The 17,697-nt window shown below is 71.3% G+C and carries 16 protein-coding genes; all 16 read right to left on the bottom strand.

The features are described from left to right. Positions 1–3 precede the first annotated feature (3 nt). The 16 genes from AC0VYD_RS09070 to infC all read right to left on the bottom strand — a co-directional run bounded on the left by AC0VYD_RS09070 (position 4) and on the right by infC (position 17,678). The gene (locus tag AC0VYD_RS09070; protein WP_191273637.1) at positions 4–537 is read right to left on the bottom strand and encodes an arginine repressor; all 534 of its coding nucleotides are present in this window, start codon (positions 535–537) and stop codon (positions 4–6) included. Next, entirely contained in the window at positions 534–1,481 is a 948-nt protein-coding gene (argF, locus tag AC0VYD_RS09065) for an ornithine carbamoyltransferase (protein ID WP_475479446.1), read from the bottom strand. Before argF ends, AC0VYD_RS09070 begins: the two co-directional genes overlap by 4 nt. Next, a complete protein-coding gene (locus AC0VYD_RS09060) occupies positions 1,478–2,686 on the bottom strand; it encodes an acetylornithine transaminase (RefSeq protein WP_475479445.1) in 1,209 nt (402 codons plus the stop codon). Before AC0VYD_RS09060 ends, argF begins: the two co-directional genes overlap by 4 nt. Then, positions 2,683–3,684, bottom strand: coding sequence for an acetylglutamate kinase (argB, locus tag AC0VYD_RS09055; RefSeq protein WP_475479444.1), 1,002 nt, complete (start codon positions 3,682–3,684; stop codon positions 2,683–2,685). Before argB ends, AC0VYD_RS09060 begins: the two co-directional genes overlap by 4 nt. Then, positions 3,681–4,517 (bottom strand): bifunctional ornithine acetyltransferase/N-acetylglutamate synthase, encoded by an 837-nt coding sequence (locus AC0VYD_RS09050; protein ID WP_475479443.1) that lies wholly within the window; start codon positions 4,515–4,517, stop codon positions 3,681–3,683. The genes argB and AC0VYD_RS09050 overlap by 4 nt, the downstream gene beginning before the upstream one ends. 28 nt (positions 4,518–4,545) lie before the next feature. Next, a complete protein-coding gene (argC, locus tag AC0VYD_RS09045) occupies positions 4,546–5,574 on the bottom strand; it encodes an N-acetyl-gamma-glutamyl-phosphate reductase (protein WP_475479442.1) in 1,029 nt (342 codons plus the stop codon). Positions 5,575–5,747: 173 nt separating this feature from the next. Next, positions 5,748–7,169, bottom strand: a complete 1,422-nt coding sequence (locus AC0VYD_RS09040; protein ID WP_475479441.1) for an NAD(P)/FAD-dependent oxidoreductase — start codon at positions 7,167–7,169, stop codon at positions 5,748–5,750. Positions 7,170–7,364: 195 nt separating this feature from the next. Beyond that, a complete protein-coding gene (locus tag AC0VYD_RS09035) occupies positions 7,365–7,859 on the bottom strand; it encodes a MarR family winged helix-turn-helix transcriptional regulator (protein ID WP_475479440.1) in 495 nt (164 codons plus the stop codon). A gap of 199 nt (positions 7,860–8,058) precedes the next feature. Beyond that, positions 8,059–9,285, bottom strand: coding sequence for an aminotransferase family protein (locus tag AC0VYD_RS09030; RefSeq protein ID WP_475480224.1), 1,227 nt, complete (start codon positions 9,283–9,285; stop codon positions 8,059–8,061). 482 nt (positions 9,286–9,767) lie between these two features. Next, a complete protein-coding gene (gene pheT, locus AC0VYD_RS09025) occupies positions 9,768–12,257 on the bottom strand; it encodes a phenylalanine--tRNA ligase subunit beta (protein WP_475479439.1) in 2,490 nt (829 codons plus the stop codon). Beyond that, a complete protein-coding gene (pheS, locus tag AC0VYD_RS09020) occupies positions 12,257–13,375 on the bottom strand; it encodes a phenylalanine--tRNA ligase subunit alpha (RefSeq protein WP_191273601.1) in 1,119 nt (372 codons plus the stop codon). Before pheS ends, pheT begins: the two co-directional genes overlap by 1 nt. Before the next feature lie 185 nt (positions 13,376–13,560). Further along, the gene (locus AC0VYD_RS09015) at positions 13,561–14,799 is read right to left on the bottom strand and encodes a sensor histidine kinase (RefSeq protein ID WP_475479438.1); all 1,239 of its coding nucleotides are present in this window, start codon (positions 14,797–14,799) and stop codon (positions 13,561–13,563) included. 535 nt (positions 14,800–15,334) lie between these two features. Then, positions 15,335–16,183, bottom strand: a complete 849-nt coding sequence (locus AC0VYD_RS09010; protein ID WP_475479437.1) for a TrmH family RNA methyltransferase — start codon at positions 16,181–16,183, stop codon at positions 15,335–15,337. Positions 16,184–16,208: 25 nt separating this feature from the next. After that, a complete protein-coding gene (gene rplT, locus AC0VYD_RS09005; RefSeq protein ID WP_191273595.1) occupies positions 16,209–16,580 on the bottom strand; it encodes a 50S ribosomal protein L20 in 372 nt (123 codons plus the stop codon). Between the two features lie 170 nt (positions 16,581–16,750). Beyond that, positions 16,751–16,945, bottom strand: coding sequence for a 50S ribosomal protein L35 (gene rpmI / locus AC0VYD_RS09000; RefSeq protein ID WP_191273593.1), 195 nt, complete (start codon positions 16,943–16,945; stop codon positions 16,751–16,753). A 184-nt stretch (positions 16,946–17,129) separates the two neighbouring features. Further along, positions 17,130–17,678 (bottom strand): translation initiation factor IF-3, encoded by a 549-nt coding sequence (infC, locus tag AC0VYD_RS08995; protein WP_229826313.1) that lies wholly within the window; start codon positions 17,676–17,678, stop codon positions 17,130–17,132. Positions 17,679–17,697 lie beyond the last annotated feature (19 nt).

Here is a 17,697-nt window from a genome sequence, read left to right as displayed (position 1 = left end):
CCGTCAGGGGCTGCGGTCGGCCAGCCGCAGGAGCGCCGTGGCCAGGTCCTCGCCGCCTCGGGGGTCGCGGGAGATCACCAGGATGGTGTCGTCTCCGGCGATGGTGCCCAGGATGGCGTGGAAGTCGGTGTGGTCGATGGCCGAGGCCAGGTACTGCGCCGCTCCCGGAGGGGTGCGGACGATGACCATGTTGGCGGAGGCCTCCGCCGAGACGAGCAGGTCCTCGGCCAGCCGGGTGAGGCGGGCGCCGGAGACCTGTTCGAGGCTGAGGGTGTCGGGGCGGGTGCGCTGGAGGCGCTCCCCGCCCTCTCCCGGCAACACGTAGGCGAGGTGGCCGTCCGCGGTGCGGAGTTTGACCGCGCCCAGCTCGTCCAGGTCCCTGGAGAGCGTGGCCTGGGTGACCTGGACCCCGGCCTCGGAGAGGCGTTTGGCCAGTTCTCCCTGGGACCGGACGTCCTCGCGGGTGAGGACGTCGGTGATGCGGGCGTGCCGGGCGGCCTTGGTCATCGGGGCCGTGGCGCTGTTGTCGTTGGTCATCGCGGTCCGGGGTCGGGTGCGTCGCTGCTTTCGAGGAGGAAGGCGAGCAGGGCCTTCTGCGCGTGGCGGCGGTTCTCGGCCTCGTCCCAGACCACGCTCCGGGGGCCGTCGATGACCCCCGCGGTGATCTCCTTGCCGCGGTAGGCGGGGAGGCAGTGCAGCACGATCGCCTCGGGGTCGGCGGCGGCCATGAGCGCCTCGTCGACGGTGTAGGGGCGGAAGGGGGCCTCGCGGTCCTGCTTCTCGTCCTCCTGCCCCATGGAGACCCAGGTGTCGGTGGCCACGACGTCGGCGTCTCCGGCGGCCTCGCGGGGGTCGGTGGTGACGGTGACCGATCCGCCGGTGCTCCGGGCGATCTCGGCCGCCCGGGCGAGGACGACGGGGTCGGGGTGGTGGCTCTCCGGTGCGCCGATCCGCACGTGCATCCCGGCGGTGGCGCAGCCGAGCAGGTAGGAGTGGGACATGTTGTTGGCGCCGTCGCCCAGGTAGGCGAGGGCGAGGCCGGCCAGGGAGCCCTTGTGCTCGCGGACCGTCTGGAGGTCGGCGAGGATCTGGCACGGGTGGAACTCGTCGGTGAGCGCGTTGACCACCGGGACGTTGATGTGCCGGGCGAGGTGCTCGATGCCGGTCTGGGCGAAGGTGCGCCAGACGACGGCTGCGACCTGGCGTTCCAGGACCCTGGCGGTGTCCTCCAGGGGTTCGCCCCTGCCCATCTGGGTGCTGGTGGAGTCCAGGACCAGCGGGTTGCCGCCCAGGTCGGCCACGCCCACGGAGAACGACAGGCGGGTCCGGGTGGAGGGCTTGTCGAAGAGGAGGGCGACCGTGCGCGGTCCGGCCAGCGGCCGGTGCGCGAAGCGTTCCTTCTTCATCTCGTCGGCCAGGTCGAGGACGTGGGCCTGCTCCTGGGGCGTGAGGTCGTCGTCACGCAGGAAGTGCCGGGTCATGAGTGGTTCTCCTTCGTCGCGGCGGCCTCGGCCGCGTCCAGGACGGTCGGCAGGGCCTCGATGAACACACCGATCTGCTCGGGCGTGATGACCAGGGGCGGGGCCAGGCGGATCACGTCGGGGGCGACGGCGTTGACGAGGAACCCGCGGACGGCGGCCTGTTCCTGGACGTGCGCGGCGTGCGGCCCGGTGAGCCTCAGGGCCCGCCAGAGCCCGCTGCCGCGCTGCCCGGCGAGGAGGGGGTGGTCGATGCCGTCGATCTGTTCGGCGAGCAGGTCCCCCATCACCTCGGTGTGGGCGAGCAGGCCCTCGCTCTCGATGGTGTCGATGACGGCGAGGGCGGCGGCGCAGGCCACGGGGTTCCCGCCGAAGGTCGAGCCGTGGTCGCCCTTGTCGAAGGCGTCGGCGAACCGGCCGAAGCCGACGCAGGCTCCGATCGGCAGGCCGCCGCCCAGGCCCTTGGCGAGGGTGAGGACGTCGGGGCGGATCCCCTCCGCCTGGTGGGCGAACCACTGGCCGGTACGGCCGATGCCGCTCTGGATCTCGTCCAGGACGAAGGCGGCGCCGGTCCGGTCGCACAGGGCGCGGACCCCGGCGAGGTAGCCCTCGGGTGCGGGGACGACCCCGGCCTCGCCCTGGGTCGGTTCGACGAACACCGCGACGCAGTTGTCGTCGACCGCCTCGGTGAGGGCGTCGAGGTCGCCGTGGGGCACGAAGCGCACGTCCATGCCGAACGGGCCGAAGGGTTCGCGGATGGAGTCCTTGCCGGTCAGGGCCAGGGACCCGGCGGAGCGGCCGTGGAAGCCCTTGTCCGCGGCGACGAAGTAGTGGCGGCCGGGCCCGGCTGCGCGCTTGGCCAGTTTGAGTGCGGCCTCGTTGGCCTCGGTGCCGGAGTTGGCGAAGAAGACCTTGGCGTCGCCGCCCACCAGCTCCACGAGGCGCTCGGCCAGCTCGACCTCGCGTTCGTGCACGAAGAGGTTGCTGGTGTGGGCGAGCGTGGCCGCCTGGTGGGCGACCGCCTTGACCAGGGCGGGGTGTCCGTGTCCGAGACTGGAGACGGCGATGCCCGCGATGAGGTCGAGGTACTGGCGGCCGTCGGCGTCGTAGACCTCGCAGCCCCGTCCGAGGCTGAGGGCGATGGGCGGGACACCGTAGTTGGGCATGAGTGAGGCGGCGAAGCGCTCCCTCAGTTCGCTGCTGGTCATCGGGAGCCTCCTGTTTGTGCTGCGGTGCTGGTGTGTGCGGGGCGCCAGGGGCGCGGGTAGTGGCCGTTCCCGGCGAGGAGTTCGGCCTCCAGTTCCTCGTCGGCGACCATGGTGCCCACGCCCTGGTCGGTGAAGACCTCGAGGAGCAGGGAGTGCGGGACACGGCCGTCGATGATGTGGGCCTGGGGGACCCCGCCCTCGACCGCGTTCAGGCAGGCTTCCATCTTGGGGAGCATGCCCGCGGACAGGGAGGGCAGGAGGGCGCGCAGCTCGTCCGCGTTCAGACGGCTGATGAGTTCGGTGTTGGCCGGGTAGTCGGCGAACAGGCCCTCGACGTCGGTGAGCATGATGAGTTTGCTCGCGCCCAGGGCGACCGCGAGCGCGGACGCGGCGGTGTCGGCGTTGATGTTGTAGACGCCGCCGTCGTCGGCGCGGGCGACGCTGGAGATGACCGGGATGCGGCCGTCGGCGATGAGCGCGGAGACCGCGCCCGGGTCGACCCCGCTGACCTCGCCGACCCGTCCGATGTCGACGGTCTCGCCGTCGACCTGCACGCGCTTGCGTTCGGCGTGGAGGAGGTTGGCGTCCTCACCGGACATGCCGACCGCGAAGGGGCCGTGCTGGTTGACCAGTCCCACGATCTCGCGGTTGACCTGGCCGGTGAGGACCATCCGGACGATGTCCATGGCCTCGTCGGTGGTCACCCGCAGGCCGGCGGTGAAGGTCGACTCCACTCCGGAGCGGTCCAGCATGGCGCTGATCTGCGGTCCGCCGCCGTGGACGACGACGGGGCGCAGGCCCGCGTAGTGGAGGAAGACGATCGACTCCGCGAAGCGGACCCGCAGTTCCTCGCTGACCATGGCGTTGCCGCCGTACTTGACGACGACCGTGCGGCCGTGGAAACGGGAGAGCCAGGGCAGCGCCTCGATGAGGTTGGCCGCCTTGCCCATGGCCTGGGCCTGGTCCTGGGTGGGATCGTCGGGGAGACGGGAGTTCATGAAGTTGCCTGCTTGTCCTCGGGTGGCCTCTGGTCTTCGGGGGCGGGGACGCCCTCCGTCTCGGGGGTGTCCGCCTCCAGTTGGGCGGCGAGTTCCTCGCACACCCGGGCGAGCAGGTCGGCGACGGCCTCCTCGTCCGGGGCGGCCCCCTCCCCCCGGTCGGCCTGGGCCGCGCCGCTGGCCATGAGAAGGACGGTGTCGTTGGTGCCGGTCAGCGGAGCGAAGGTCCTGGCGGCCGCGTCCGCGACCAGGCGCTGGCACTGTTCGCTGCTCAGGGCGGCGTCGGTGGTCAGGACGCACAGGAGTGCGCCGAGGGAGGCGTCCGGGCCCTTGGCCATGCCGCCGACGGTGACGTCCTCGCCGCGCCGGAAGGCGAACTTGGCGACGGTGTCCCCGGTCCGGATGGCGTCGGCGGCGGGGAGCCCGCCGCCCCGGCCCGCCTCGGCGAGCGCGGCGCTCACCCCGGTGTTCAGTGCGTCCGTCGGCAGGTTCGCGCCGACGGGGCCGGCGGAGCACAGCACGATCTCGGCCGCGGAGTCGGCCAGCAGGTCGGCCGCGTGTTCGGCCTCGGCGTGGGCCGCCTGGAAGCCGAGTGGTCCGGTGCCCGCGTTGGCGCAGCCGGAGTTGAGGACGGCCGCGCGTACGCGTCCGCCCGAGACGACCTGTTGGGACCACAGGACCGGTGCGGCCCGGTCGGGGTGGTCGGTGAAGACCGCTCCGGCCGTGCGGAGGGGGCCGTCGTTGACGACGACGGCCACGTCTCGGGCGCGGTCGGCCCTGATTCCGGCACTCACGCCCGCGGCGCGGAACCCTTGTGGTGCGGTGACACTCACGTCGGAGCCTCTCCCCTGTCAGCTTTCTCTAGGGCGCGACCGCGGCGAGCGGGAGGCCGGTGTCCTCGGGCAGGCCCAGGGCGATGTTGGTGCTCTGGATCGCGCCGCCCGCGGTGCCCTTGGTGAGGTTGTCCAAGGCGGCGACGGCGACCATGCGACCCGCGTCGGCGTCCACGGTGACCTGCACGAGGGTGGTGTTGGCGGCGACCGTCATGGCGGTGCTGGGCCAGGTGCGCTCGGGGAGGAGGTGGACGAAGGGTTCGTCGGCGTAGGCGGTCTCGTAGGCCGCGCGGACCTGGTCGGCGCTGGTCCCCGGTTTGAGGGGTGCGGTGCAGGTGGCGAGGATACCGCGGGGCAGGGGGGCCAGGACCGGGGTGAAGGAGAGCCGGACCGGTTCACCGGTGACGGCGGTGAGGTTCTGGACGATCTCCGGGTTGTGCCGGTGCGCTCCGCCGACCCCGTAGGGGCTGAGCGCGCCCATGACCTCGCTGCCGACCAGGTTCGGTTTGGGGGCCTTGCCCGCGCCGGAGGTCCCGGTGACGGCGACCACGGTGAGGTCGGTCTCGACGAGCTGCTGGGCCAGTCCGGGGAGGAGGCCGAGGGTGGCGACGGTGACGTGGCAGCCGGGGACGGCGATCCGGCGGGCGCCGGCGAGGCGCTCCCGTTGCCCGGGGAGTTCGGGGAGGCCGTAGGGCCAGGTCCCGGCGTGGGGTGTGCCGTAGAAGCGTTCCCAGGCGGCGGCGTCGTTGAGCCGGAAGTCGGCGCCGCAGTCGACGACGAGGACGTCCTCGCCCAGCTGCTGGGCGATGTCGGCGGACTGTCCGTGCGGAAGGGCGAGGAAGACGACGTCGTGTCCGCGGAGTTCCTCGACGTCGGTGGGGGCGAGGATCCGGTCGGCCAGCGGCAGCAGGTGCGGCTGGTGCTGGATGAGGGGCGTCCCCGCGTTGCCTCCGGCGGTGACGGCGCCGATCTCGATCTCCGGGTGCCCGATGAGCAGGCGCAGCAGCTCGCCTCCGGCGTAGCCGCTGGCTCCGGCGATGGCCGCTGTGTATCCCATGGTGAGATCCTCTCTTCCCGCTTGGACTGAACCATCATGCATGGCTCTGCAAGTTTATGCAAGCAGGAGCGACCGATCCCACGGTCCGAACGGCGACGCCCGGGTACGGCGGCGGGCGCCCACGGGGTGGTCGACCGGAGCACGGCGGGAAGCGGAGGAAGCGCCCGCCGGTGTCAGTTGCCCGGCATCCGGGTGGCCAGGTCGGCCAGGCGGGAGGTGTGCCCCTTGCCCTCGGTCCTGGACTCGCGGCGGTCGGCCGTGCGGTAGAGGCCGCGCACGACCTGCGTGCCCATCCAGCGCAGCGGTTCGGGCTCCCAGCCGCGCACCTCGTGCCCGACCCACGGCAACCGGGTCAGGTCGGTACTGCGGCCCAGGACGAGGTCGCGCAGGGTGCGCCCGGCCAGGTTGCTGGTGGCGACCCCGCTGCCGGCGTAACCGCCGGCCCAGCCCAGGCCGGACTCGGTGTCCAGGTTCACGGTCGGGGACCAGTCCCTGGGGACCCCGAGCACCCCGGACCAGGCGTGCTCGATCGGCACGTCCACGAGGTCGGGGAACATCCGGGTCAGGGACCGCCAGAGTTCGGCGATGGCCTGGGGCTGGGTGGCGCCCTCGTTGTCCTCGGAGAAGCCGATGCGCTGGGGTCCGCTCCGGCCGCCGATGGCGATGCGGTCGTCCGCGGTGCGCTGGGCGTAGATGTAGGAGTGCGCGGTGTCGCCCAGGACCTCGCGCCCCTCCCAGCCGATGCCCTCCCACAGTTCGGCGGAGATCGGCTCGGTGACGATCATCGAGGAGTACATGGGGCGCCACCGGCGGCGCTGGCCGCGCAGGGTAGAGGTGAAGCCCTCGGTGGCCCGGACCACGTGGTCGGCGTGGACCGTGCCGTGTTCGGTGACCACGGCCGGGCGTTCGGAGCCCGACCGGGGCCGGATCTCGGTCACGGCGGTGTCCTCGAAGATCTCCACACCCATCGCCTCGACCACCCCGGCCAGGCCGGTGACCAGTTTGGCCGGGTGGACGCGCGCGGCGTGCGGCGAGTACCCGGAGGCCACGGCCCCGTTCACGGAGAGCCGGGGCTCGTGGTCGGGGCCCACCATGTGGATGTCGTCGGGCCAGTACCCCCACTCCTGGAGGTACTCGATCTGCCGTTCGAGCCGCTCGTGCTGGGCTGCGTTCGCGGCGACCAGGCGCATACCGCCCTTGACGATGTCGGCGTCGATCCCCTCGGCCCCGGCCACCGTGACCACCTCGTCCACGGTGGCCATCAGCGCGCGCTGCAGGGCGACCATGGCCGCCTTGCCGTGTGACCGTGCGTAGTCCTCCCGGGAGCCCGAGAAGTCAGCCGACAACCACCCTCCGTTACGACCGGAGGCGCCGAAGCCGGCGAACTCCCGCTCGAGGACGGCCACCCTCAGGTCCGGCTGGTCCTTCTTGAGGTAGTAGGCGGTCCAGAGGCCGGTGTAACCGGCGCCGACGACACAGACGTCGTAGTCGGCACCCCCGGGAAGGGGAGCTCTGCGCTCGGGGAGGCCTCCCTCGCGGAACCAGAAGGAGACCCCGCCGTTGGCGAAACGCGAGGATCGGGGAATCGGCCTCATCTGGGCAGCAGTGGTGAACAGCCTCATCATTCCCCCCGGAACCTCATGCTCCGACCCACCCCGCGTTGGGCCCTCGAACTCTGGCCAACCTACATGGGAACGAAGGCACGTGGGATGTTTTCTACGCATTCGCGAGGATCATCGCCCCCGGGAGGTAGGGATTCGACTACGCACAGTTCCATCCTGGAGCTCCGGTCAGCCGCGAGAGCTGTCACGGAGCGTACGCGCGATGGTGGCGAGTTGTCGAACCCCTCCCTCTCCGAGAGGGGCGAGAACGTGCTCTCGCAGCCGTTCGACGTGTCGGTCCCGGGCCGTGCCGATGAAATCGATCCCCTTCTCGGTGAGGGTGGCGTAGACGACGCGGCGGTCGTTGGCACAGTTGTGCCGCTCCAGGTAGCCCTCCTTCTCCAGGCGGTCCGCCAGCTTGGTGAACCCTCCCGTGCTGAGGCTGACCTCCCGGGCCAGGCGGCTCATCGGCAGCTGGTGGTCCGGGGTGCGCTGGAGGCGGATGAGGACCTCGAACCAGGGGCCCGCCATGTCCTTGCCGTCGGGGGTGATCCCGTACAGGAGCCGGGGCTGTATCTCGTTCATCGCCTCGTGCACCAGGCCCCAGGCCGTGATCAGGTCGTCGTCGCTGGGCCCGGAGCCCTCGTCTGAGCGCTCGTCGGTCCCGCCCGGCCGTGTGGTCATACCCTGCCCCCTGTCGTGCCCTCGGGGGAGGCATCCCACCCCCGAAGAAATATCTTCCCAGTAAATATTACTCTAAGGTAGCGATTTTTGACAGAGGTTTCCCCGGGGAACGAAAAAACCCACCGCCGCACACGGCAACGGTGGGACCCACAAGGGTTTCTCGGACGGGGAGCCCGGACGGCTTCCGGGCTCCCGGTCCTCAGTGACGGGCCATCACGGCGTCCAGGGCCGCCGACAGGGTGGACACCAGATGGTCGATCTGCTCCCAGGTGACGATCAGGGGCGGCGAGACCAGCAGGGCCTTGGGAACGGGCCGGACGATGACCCCGCGCGTCCGGGCCTCCGCGAAGACCTCGGCCGTGGCGATCCCCCGTTCCGTGAGGGCCTCCTCGGTGAGCTCCACCGCACCCATCACCCCCACCCCGGAACGGACCTCGGCGACCAGCGGGTGGCCGGCCAGGCCCTGCAGCGCCGAGTCCAGGTGGGTCTCCACCTCGCGGGAAACGGTGAACAGGTCCTCGCGCTCCAGGATGTCCAGGTTGGCCATGGCCGCCGCACAGGCCGTCGGGTGTCCCGCGTAGGTTGTCCCGTGCAGGAACGGGTTGCCCGCCTCGTTCCAGAACGGGTCGGCCACCCGGCCGCTGACCACGACGCCGCCCAGCGGCAGGTATCCGCTGGAAACGCCCTTGGCGAAGACGATCATGTCCGGGTTCACCCCGAACCGCTCGATCCCGAACCAGTTCCCCATCCGGGCGAAACCGCAGATCACACTGTCCACGATGAACAGCACGCCGTACTTCTGACAGATGCGCGCCACGTCCGTGAAGTAGTTCTCCGGCGGAAGGAACACGCCGCCCGCACCGATCACCGGCTCGGCGAAGAAGGCGGCGACCCGGTCCGCGCCGACCCGCAGGATCTCCGCCTCCAGCGCGGCGGCGGAGTCGTGCGGCACCACGGAAGTGTCCTCGATGAGCTTGCCGTAGCCGGTACGGAAGCGCTCCATCCCGATGATGCTGGTCCCGAACCCGTTGAGGCCGTGGTAGCCCCCGGTCCGGCTGATCAGGTGCTGGCGCCCGGGCTGCCCCTGGGTGACCCAGTAGCTGCGGGCGAGCTTGGCGGCCGTGTCGATCGACTCGCCGCCCCCGCAGGTGAGGATGACACGCGGGTCCTGGACCGGCGCGTGCGCGGCCAGGCGCTCGCTGAGCTCCATGGCGGGTACGTTCGCGAAGTCCCCGTAGACGGTGTAGGCGTCCAGGGTGCTCATCTGACGGTGGACCGCGTCCGCGATCTCGGCGCGGCCGTGGCCGACGTTGCAGTACCAGAGGCTGGCCGTGCCGTCGAGGTAGCGGTCACCGAACTGGTCCCAGAGCCACGCGCCCTCGGCGCGGGCCACCACGAACTCCGGGCCCTTGGCCACGGTGTTCATATCGCAGAAGGTATGCCAAAGACGGCTGGGCTCCCGGTGTTCCTTGGGAGTGAGCGCGGACGAGACAACCGTTTCGGTCATATGGCGACCTCCGAGCCGTGACATGCGCGAGAGCGCGCAGCGGAAAACGGATCTGACCCTCACCCGGGCGCCCAGGTTGTGGCAGCTAACTGCAGGCTAAGTTCTAGGGACGCTCCGCAGCAAGAGCCAAAACGAGCTTTCATGCCCCGAAACCCAAACTTCATTCCGGCTACCCTCGGCCCTTCGCACCAAAACCCCTGCTGCGCTGGAAAGACAGCCCGATAATTTTCTTGGAATCCGGGGCCAGAGACCAGCTGTTTCGCAACACACCGGGCTCTGCGGAGGCTTCCGAGCCGGTGTGGGCGGCTGCCGGGACATCCTCCCGACACACGGGGCGGGGCGGGCCTGCCCCTGAAGGAGAAACCCGCCCCGCCACCGTGTGAACGGTGTGTTTCCCGGGACTAGCCGCGCAGGACCGCGCCCGTCCGTTCGGTGGCCAGGGCCACGGCGGCGTCACGGGCGGCACCGGCCTCCTCCGCCATCAGGGTCCGGTCGGCGGCGCGGAACCGCAGGGCGAAGGCGACGGACTTGCGTCCCTCCCCGACCTGCTCGCCGGTGTAGACGTCGAACAGCCGCACGCTCTCCAGCAGCTCGCCCGCGCCCTCGGCCAGGGCCGCGCTGACCTCGCCGACCGGAACCGAGGCGTCGACGACCAGGGCCACGTCCTGGGTGGCCACCGGGTAGGCGGACACCTCGGGGGCGGTGACCTTGGTGCGTGCCCGCTCGACCAGGTCGAGGTCGAACTCCGCGGCGGCGCTGCGCTCGGGCAGCCCGAAGGCCTTGACCGTGCGCGGGTGCAGTTCGCCGGCGTGCCCGACCAGGACGCGCTCGCCCTCCACCCGCACGAACAGCGCCGCGCAGCGGCCCGGATGCCAGGGGGCGTACTGGGCGGCCTCGACCTCCAGGTCCACCCCGGCCACCCGGGCGACGTCGCGGACGGCCTGGATCGCGTCGGCCCACCCGGCCTCCCGGCCCGGGCCCCACCAGCCCGCGTGCTCGGCGGCACCGGAGAGCACCACGCCCACACGGCGCGGCTGCTGCGGCAGGGCGGCGTCGACCAGCTCCAGTTCCTCGGCGCTGGGGCCGCGGTCCACCGGCAGCAGCGGGGCACGACCGGCCCCGGCCCCGGGCAGGTAGACCAGCCCCATCTCGAAGAGGGCGACGTCGTTGAGGCCGCGGCCGACGTTGCGCGCCAGGGCCTGGAACATCCCCGGCAGCAGCGTGGTGCGCAGCAGCGGCTCCTCGTCGTTGAGCGGGTTGGCCAGGCGCATGCTGACCCGGCGCGGGTCGTCGGCCGCCAACTGGAGCCCGTCGAGGTCGCGCTCACCGAGGAAGGGGTAGGTGAGCACCTCGTTGTGGCCGCTCGCGGCCAGGGCCCGGCCCACGGCCCGGCGCAGGCGCTGGCTCCCGGTCAGGCCGCGGCCGAAGCCCTTGAACCCGATCGAGGGGATGTTCTCGTACCCCTCCAGCCGGATGACCTCCTCGGCGAGGTCGTTGGGGTCGGTCAGGTCCGGCCGCCAGGACGGCGGGGTCACCGTCAGAACGTCGCCCTCGGCCTCGAAGGAGCAGCCGACGGCGCGCAGCCACCGCTCGGTGGTGCCCTCGGGGTAGTCGACCCCGGCGACGGCACCGGCGTGGCCGGTGCGGATCGTGATCCTGGTCGGCTCCACCGGAAGGCTGACGTCGGTGTAGGCCGTCTCGACGTCCGCCCCGCCCAGTTCGGCGAGCAGCTCCACCGCGCGGGTGGCGGCCGCCAACTGCACCCGGGAGTCGATCCCCCGCTCGAAACGGCGGGAGGCCTCCGAGGAGAGCTGGTGGCGGCGCGAGGCCCGGGCGATGTGCCGGGGATCGAAGTGCGCCGCCTCCACCAGCACCGCGTTGGAGGACAGGCCGATCTCGGTGTCCAGGCCGCCCATCACACCGGCGACCGCCTGGGATCCGGTCCCGTCGGCGATGACGATGTCGTCGGGGTCCAGGGAGCGCTGGACGTGGTCCAGGGTCTCCAGCTTCTCGCCCGCCTCGGCGGCGCGCACGGTGAGGGTTCCGGTGAGGCGGTCGCGGTCCCAGGCGTGCAGCGGCTGGCCGAGTTCGAGCATCACGTAGTTGGTGACGTCGACGGCCAGGGAGACGGGGCGCACCCCGCTCTGGTGCAGGCGGCGCTTCATCCACAGCGGGGTGGGCGCCTCGGGGTCGAACCCGGTGGCGCCGCGCAGCACGATCCGGTCCGCCAGGGCGGGGTCGGCGATGGCGGCGGGGTGGCCGGGGCCGGCCGGTTCGGCGACGTCGACCTCGGCGGGGTCGCGGAAGTCGACCTGGTACAGGGCAGCGGTGTCTCGGGCCACACCGCGCATGGACAGCGCGTAGCCGCGGTCGGGGGTGACCGCGATGTCGAGCACGTCCTCGCGCAGGCCGAGCGCCCCGATCGCGTCCGCGCCGACCTCACCGAAGCCCTCGGGCAGGACGACGATGCCGGTGTGGTCCTCCCACAGGCCGAGCTCGGTGGCCGAGCAGATCATGCCGGCCGACATCCTGCCGTAGGTCTTGCGGGCGCCGATCCGGAACCCGCCGGGCAGTTCGGCCCCGGGCAGGGAGACGACGACCAGGTCGCCCTCGGCGAAGTTGCGGGCTCCGCAGACGATCTCCTGCGGTTCGCCGGTGCCGTTGGCCTGTCCGACGTCGACCCTGCAGTAGCGGATGGGCTTCTTGAACCCCGTGAGCTCCTCGATCTCCAGCACACGGCCGAAGACGACGGGCCCGGTCAGGTCGGCGCCGAGCTCGTCGACGGTCTCGACCTCCAGGCCCGCCAGGGTCAGTCGGGAGGCCAGTTCGCGGGCGGTGACGTCGGCGGGGAGCTCGACGTACTCGCGCAGCCAGGTCATGGGAACACGCATCAGATCTCACTCCCGAAGGCCGAGGTGAAGCGCACGTCACCCTCGACCATGTCGCGCATGTCGCGCACGCCGTGCGCGAACATCAGTGTTCGTTCGATTCCCAGGCCGAAGGCCCAGCCGCTGTAGACCTCGGTGTCCACGCCCGCGGCGGTCAGCACGCGCGGGTTGACCACACCGCAGCCGCCGATCTCGATCCAGCCCTCGCTGGAGCAGGTGCGGCACGGCTCGTCGGGGTTGCCCACCGACCTGCCGTGGCACACGAAGCACTCCATGTCCACCTCGGCGGAGGGCTCGGTGAACGGGAAGTAGGAGGCCCGGAACCGGGTCCGCAGGGCCTCGCCGAAGAAGGACTCGACGAAGGTGTCGATGGCGCCGCGCAGGTGGGCCATGGTGATGCCCCTGTCCACGACCAGGCCCTCCAGCTGGTGGAAGACCGGGGTGTGGGTGGCGTCGAGCTCGTCGGTGCGGAAGGTCTTGCCGGGCGCGACCACGTACACCGGGAGCTCCCGCGAGAGCAGTGCGCGGACCTGCACCGGAGAGGTGTGGGTACGCATGACCAGGCCGGACTCCCCGCCCTCGGGGCCCTCCACGAAGAAGGTGTCCTGCATGGTGCGGGCCGGGTGGTCGGGCTGGAAGTTGAGCGCGTCGAAGTTGAACCACTCCGCCTCGACCTCGGGGCCCTCCGCCACCTCGAATCCCATCCCGACGAACACGTCGGCCATGCGTTCGGCGATCGTGGTCAGGGGGTGGCGGGCGCCGCGGGGAGCGCGGTCCCAGGGGAGGGTGACGTCGACGCGCTCCTCCACCAGGACGCGCTCGTCGCGCTCGGCCTCCAGGACCGCCTGGCGGGCCTTGAGCGCCTGCCCGACGTCGCGCCGGGCGCCGCCGACACGCTTGCCGGCGTCGGCCTTGGCGGCCGGGGGCAGCGCGCCGATCTCCCGGTTGGCCAGGGCCAGCGGGGAGCGGTCCGAGGCGTGCGCGAGCCGGACCTCCTTGAGTTCGGCGAGGTCGGCGGCGGCCTCGATGGCAGCCAGCGCCTCCTCGCGCATGCGGGCGACCTCGTCGGGGTGCAGGGGGGTCACCTCGACCGGATCGAAGGAATTGTTCGGTGCAGACATGGTTGGTTGCCTCGCCGCCACCACTCCCCGGTCAGGGGCGCGGGACGGCAGTCACGGTCCGCCACAGGGCGGACGAAGCCGACAGGAAAAGCACAGGCGGTTTTCGGGCAGCCCGGGAAGGGTCCGTCGCGGGGTCCGGGACATGCCGCGTGCAGCCCGCCGGGGAGGCCGAGGGTTCTGAGGGCTCAGACGAACTCGGGGGTCCCGGCGGGCATGGTAAATCGGAACTCGGCGCCGCCGTTGGGGGCGCGTCCGACGGTGATCGTGCCGCCGTGGGCCTCGACGAGGCCCTTGACGATGAACAGTCCGAGGCCGGTTCCGCCACGGCGCTTGCTGCGCCAGAACTGGCGGAAGACGCGCGGAATGGTCTCGGGTGCTATGCCCTGGCCTTCGTCGCGCACCGACACCGCTGCTCCTCCCTCACACGGCTCGATCACGATACTGACAGTACCAGCGCCGTGCCGCACCCCGTTTTCCACGAGGTTGGCGAGGATCTGTTCGAGTTTGTCGGCGTCCAGCCACATCTGGGGGAGTTCGCCGTGGGCTTCGACCCGGAAGCGCTCCTCGGCCTCGCCGGAGGCGACGCGGCTGGCGACGACGCGGCGCACCATGGCGGGCAGGTCGACGACCTGGCGGCGCACCTCCAGCCGCCCGGACTCGATACGGGAGACGTCCAGCAGGTCGTGGATGAGCCGGGTGACGCGGTCGGCGTCGGCGTTGACCGTCTCCAGCATGAACAGCTTCTGCTTGTCGGTGAGCCGTTCCCACTTGTTGAGCAGGGTGGAGGTGAAGCCCTTCACACTGGTCAGCGGGGAGCGCAGCTCGTGGGCGACCTCGGAGACGAGGTCGGCCCTGGAGCGCTCGGCCCGTGCGGAGGCGTCCCTGAGGGTGACGACGAGACGGACGAGCGCGCCTCCGGGCCGGGCCCGCACGTAGCGGGCGGCGACGAGGATCTCGCGTTCGTCCGGCAGGCAGAGCACACGTTCGGGCTGGCGGGTGCGGTCCCGGTCGCCGCCGTAGGGGTCGCTGGACTCCCACCAGTCGTTGCCGTCGAGTCCGTTGAGGGGCAGGACAGCACGGTAGTCGCGGCCGAGCGCCGCCTCGGCCGGGACCCCGGTGAGCTGGGCGGCCTGGACGTTGAAGAGGACGACCCGGCCCCTGGCGTCCGCGACGACCACCCCGTCGGGCAGGTCGTCGGCGTGCAGGGAGGGGCCGACCGCCCCGGCGAGGGCGGAGTCGACGTCCCAGAGGGCGGGTGCGGGGCCGCGCTGGTCCCCGGACCGGCTCTCCGGTTCCGTGGTCCCGTCCCGTCCGGCGGAGTCGTCGGCGGTGGGTTCGACCTCGGGAACGGGGGTTCGTGAGGGTTGCGCCGCCGCACCGTCGGAGTCCTCCGCCGGTTGGCCCACCTGCCGGCCGCTGCCCACGCCTCTCCCCGCTCCCCTCCGAAGGTCCGCGACCACAGGACTCCTGGGTCGGGATCGCTGACCGGTGGTGTCCGTCGTACCTCTCCCCCGAACACCACCGCAGACCTACCCTGCACTCCCACCTGGTACGCCTGATGACCCGGGATACGGCGGCGCGGGCGGAGCCGGGCTGACCGGCACCACCGCACCGTCATCGGACCGAAGGCGCCGCCCCGGTATGCCCGCGTCCGGTACGGGAGCACCGTGTGCTCACACCCTGTCGCCGAGTCTGCCGGGGCACCACGGCCGTACGCACCGCCCTACCCGTGACACGGGTCGGGGAGGGCGCCCACGCCGGATCCGCATGAACCGCGGTGGTACGGGTCCGACCCTATCGACACTCGAAGCCCGTGCACGTGCATTTCGGATGGTTAAGACAACCTGTTACCGAGCGTGCACATCCCACCACCGCCCGACCTGGACCGAGAGCAAAATAATCACTGAGAGTGATCGCCTCCAGGGTGCCCACGACATGCGGAAACGGCCTCGGACGGGCTCAGGGGCGGCGCTGCTGCCTCGCGGTCGTGTACAGGCAGACCGCGGCGGCCGTGGCCAGATTCAGGCTTTCGGCCCCGCCGTAGATCGGAACGCTGACCGCGCCGTCGGTCAGCCGCACGATCTCCTCGGGCAGGCCCCAGGCCTCGTTGCCGAAGACCCAGCCCACCGGACCGTCCAGGTCGCCGTCGTCGGCGAGCTGGTGGAGGTCCCGGTCCCCGCCCCCGTCGGCGGCCCAGGCCCGGGCCCCGGTGCCGCGCAGGAAGTCGACCGCGCGGGCCGCCGGCACCCCCACCACGACGGGCAGGTGGAACAGGCTCCCGGCGGAGGCCCGTACACACTTGCCGTTGTAGGGGTCGACCGAGGCGTCGGTGAAGATGACGACGTCGGCTCCGGCCGCGTCGGCGGTGCGCAGGACCGTTCCGGCGTTGCCGGGGTCGCGCACGTGGGAGAGGACGACGGCGAGCCGCACGTCGGTGACGCTCTCCAGGGGCACGTCGACGAACTCGCAGACCGCGATGACCCCCTGCGGGGTGATGGTCTGCGCCAGTTCGGACATGACGTCGAGACTGACCCGGTGGGTGGGCACGCCCGCGGTGTGGGCGGCGTCCATGAGGTCGATGTGGCGCCGCATGGCCTCCGCCGTGGCGTAGACCTCGACGACACCGTGGGCGGCCCCACCGTAGGGGGACCGCCCGTCGCCGCCGTTGACGGCGGCCAGTGCCTCCCGTACAGCCTGCGGGCCCTCCGCGAGGAAGCGCCGCTCACGCTGGCGGAAGGTGCGCTTGGCGAGCCGCCGAACCCCCTTGATCCTGGGTGACCGGACACTCGTGAACTCGTGGCTCGCCATCGCTACCTGTCTGCTTCTGTGCCCGCTAGGCCGCGGCGGAGGTGGGGAGGGCCTGCTTGGCCTTCTCCACGAGCGCGGCGAAGGCGGCCTCGTCGTTGACGGCCAGCTCGGCCAGCATGCGACGGTCGACCTCGATCTCGGCCAGCTTCAGACCCTGGATGAGACGGTTGTAGGTCAGGCCGTGGGCGCGGGAGGCGGCGTTGATCCGCTGGATCCACAGACGACGGAACTGCCCCTTGCGGTCCTTGCGGTCCCGGTAGGAGTAGGTCATCGAGTGGAGCATCTGCTCCTTGGCCTTGCGGTACAGACGCGAGCGCTGCCCGCGGTAACCACTGGCCCGGTCGAGAACGACCTTGCGCTTCTTCTTGGCGTTGAGAGCCCGCTTCACGCGTGCCACAGTGACTCCCTCATTGGTTCTTCCGGCGCGCACGGCGCGCCGACCGGTCCGGCCAGGACGGGCCCGGCGGCCGTGTTCGCTTCAGGTGGTCGTCCTCCGAGCGCCTGGCGCGCGCCGACCTGGTCGGACGCACGGGCAACTGCCGAGGAGGACGGGAGGTTCTCCGGTGTTTACTTGCCCAGGAGCTTCTTGATGCCCTTGGTGTCAGCCGGGGAGAGCACGGCCTCGTTGCCCAGCTTGCGCTTGCGCTTGGAGGTCTTGTGCTCAAGGATGTGGTTCTTGTTGGCACGGCGGCGCATGATCTTGCCGGATCCGGTGACCTTGAAACGGTCCTTGGCTCCGCTGTGGGACTTGTTCTTCGGCATGTCGCCGTCGTCTCCTACTCCGTCGGCGCGCCCCCGTCTCGGCTGACGGGTGACGCGGTTGTTCCGCTGCTACGGCGGGATCTGCGTCGCACACCGGTGCATCACAGGCTGTTCGCGCACAGCCCACCCCACCGCCCGGTTACGCGTTCGCGACGGCCGGGCGGTGGGGGACTTCCCCTGGCGCCTACGCCTGGTCGCGCTCTTCGCGGCGGGTCTTGTCCCCCGCCGCGGCACGGGCCTCGGCCTTGTGCTCGGAACGCCGCTTGTGCGGACCGATCACCATGACCATGTTGCGGCCGTCCTGCTTGGGCTGGGACTCGACCGTGCCAAGATCCTGGACGTCCTGGGCCAACCGCGCCAGCAGCCTGCGCCCGAGCTCGGGACGGGACTGCTCACGACCACGGAACATGATCGTCACCTTGACCTTGTCCCCGCTCTTGAGGAACCGGACGACGTGACCCTTCTTGGTCTCGTAGTCGTGCGGATCGATCTTCGGGCGGAGCTTGATCTCCTTGATGATCGTGTTCGACTGGTTCTTGCGCGACTCACGGGCCTTGACCGCGGACTCGTACTTGAACTTGCCGTAGTCCATCAGCTTCGCGACCGGCGGGCGCGCGGTCGGCGCGACCTCGACGAGGTCGAGGTCCGACTCCTGGGCGAGACGCAGGGCGTCCTGCACGGAGACGATTCCGACCTGCTCACCGTTGGGTCCGACAAGTCGGACCTCGGGCACCCGGATACGGTCATTGATG

The organism is Nocardiopsis sp. iso_40 (genome assembly GCF_056173285.1).
Note: the sequence above shows the minus strand (reverse complement) of the source record. Positions and strands in the feature narration are given on the sequence as shown.

Coding starts and splice junctions, on each gene's coding strand:
- AC0VYD_RS09070 (WP_191273637.1), bottom strand. CDS start 537: ATGACCAACGACAACAGCGCCACGGCCCCGATGACCAAGGCCGCCCGG.
- argF (WP_475479446.1), bottom strand. CDS start 1,481: ATGACCCGGCACTTCCTGCGTGACGACGACCTCACGCCCCAGGAGCAG.
- AC0VYD_RS09060 (WP_475479445.1), bottom strand. CDS start 2,686: ATGACCAGCAGCGAACTGAGGGAGCGCTTCGCCGCCTCACTCATGCCC.
- argB (WP_475479444.1), bottom strand. CDS start 3,684: ATGAACTCCCGTCTCCCCGACGATCCCACCCAGGACCAGGCCCAGGCC.
- argC (WP_475479442.1), bottom strand. CDS start 5,574: ATGGGATACACAGCGGCCATCGCCGGAGCCAGCGGCTACGCCGGAGGC.
- AC0VYD_RS09040 (WP_475479441.1), bottom strand. CDS start 7,169: ATGAGGCCGATTCCCCGATCCTCGCGTTTCGCCAACGGCGGGGTCTCC.
- AC0VYD_RS09035 (WP_475479440.1), bottom strand. CDS start 7,859: ATGACCACACGGCCGGGCGGGACCGACGAGCGCTCAGACGAGGGCTCC.
- AC0VYD_RS09030 (WP_475480224.1), bottom strand. CDS start 9,285: ATGAACACCGTGGCCAAGGGCCCGGAGTTCGTGGTGGCCCGCGCCGAG.
- pheT (WP_475479439.1), bottom strand. CDS start 12,257: ATGCGTGTTCCCATGACCTGGCTGCGCGAGTACGTCGAGCTCCCCGCC.
- pheS (WP_191273601.1), bottom strand. CDS start 13,375: ATGTCTGCACCGAACAATTCCTTCGATCCGGTCGAGGTGACCCCCCTG.
- AC0VYD_RS09010 (WP_475479437.1), bottom strand. CDS start 16,183: ATGGCGAGCCACGAGTTCACGAGTGTCCGGTCACCCAGGATCAAGGGG.
- rpmI (WP_191273593.1), bottom strand. CDS start 16,945: ATGCCGAAGAACAAGTCCCACAGCGGAGCCAAGGACCGTTTCAAGGTC.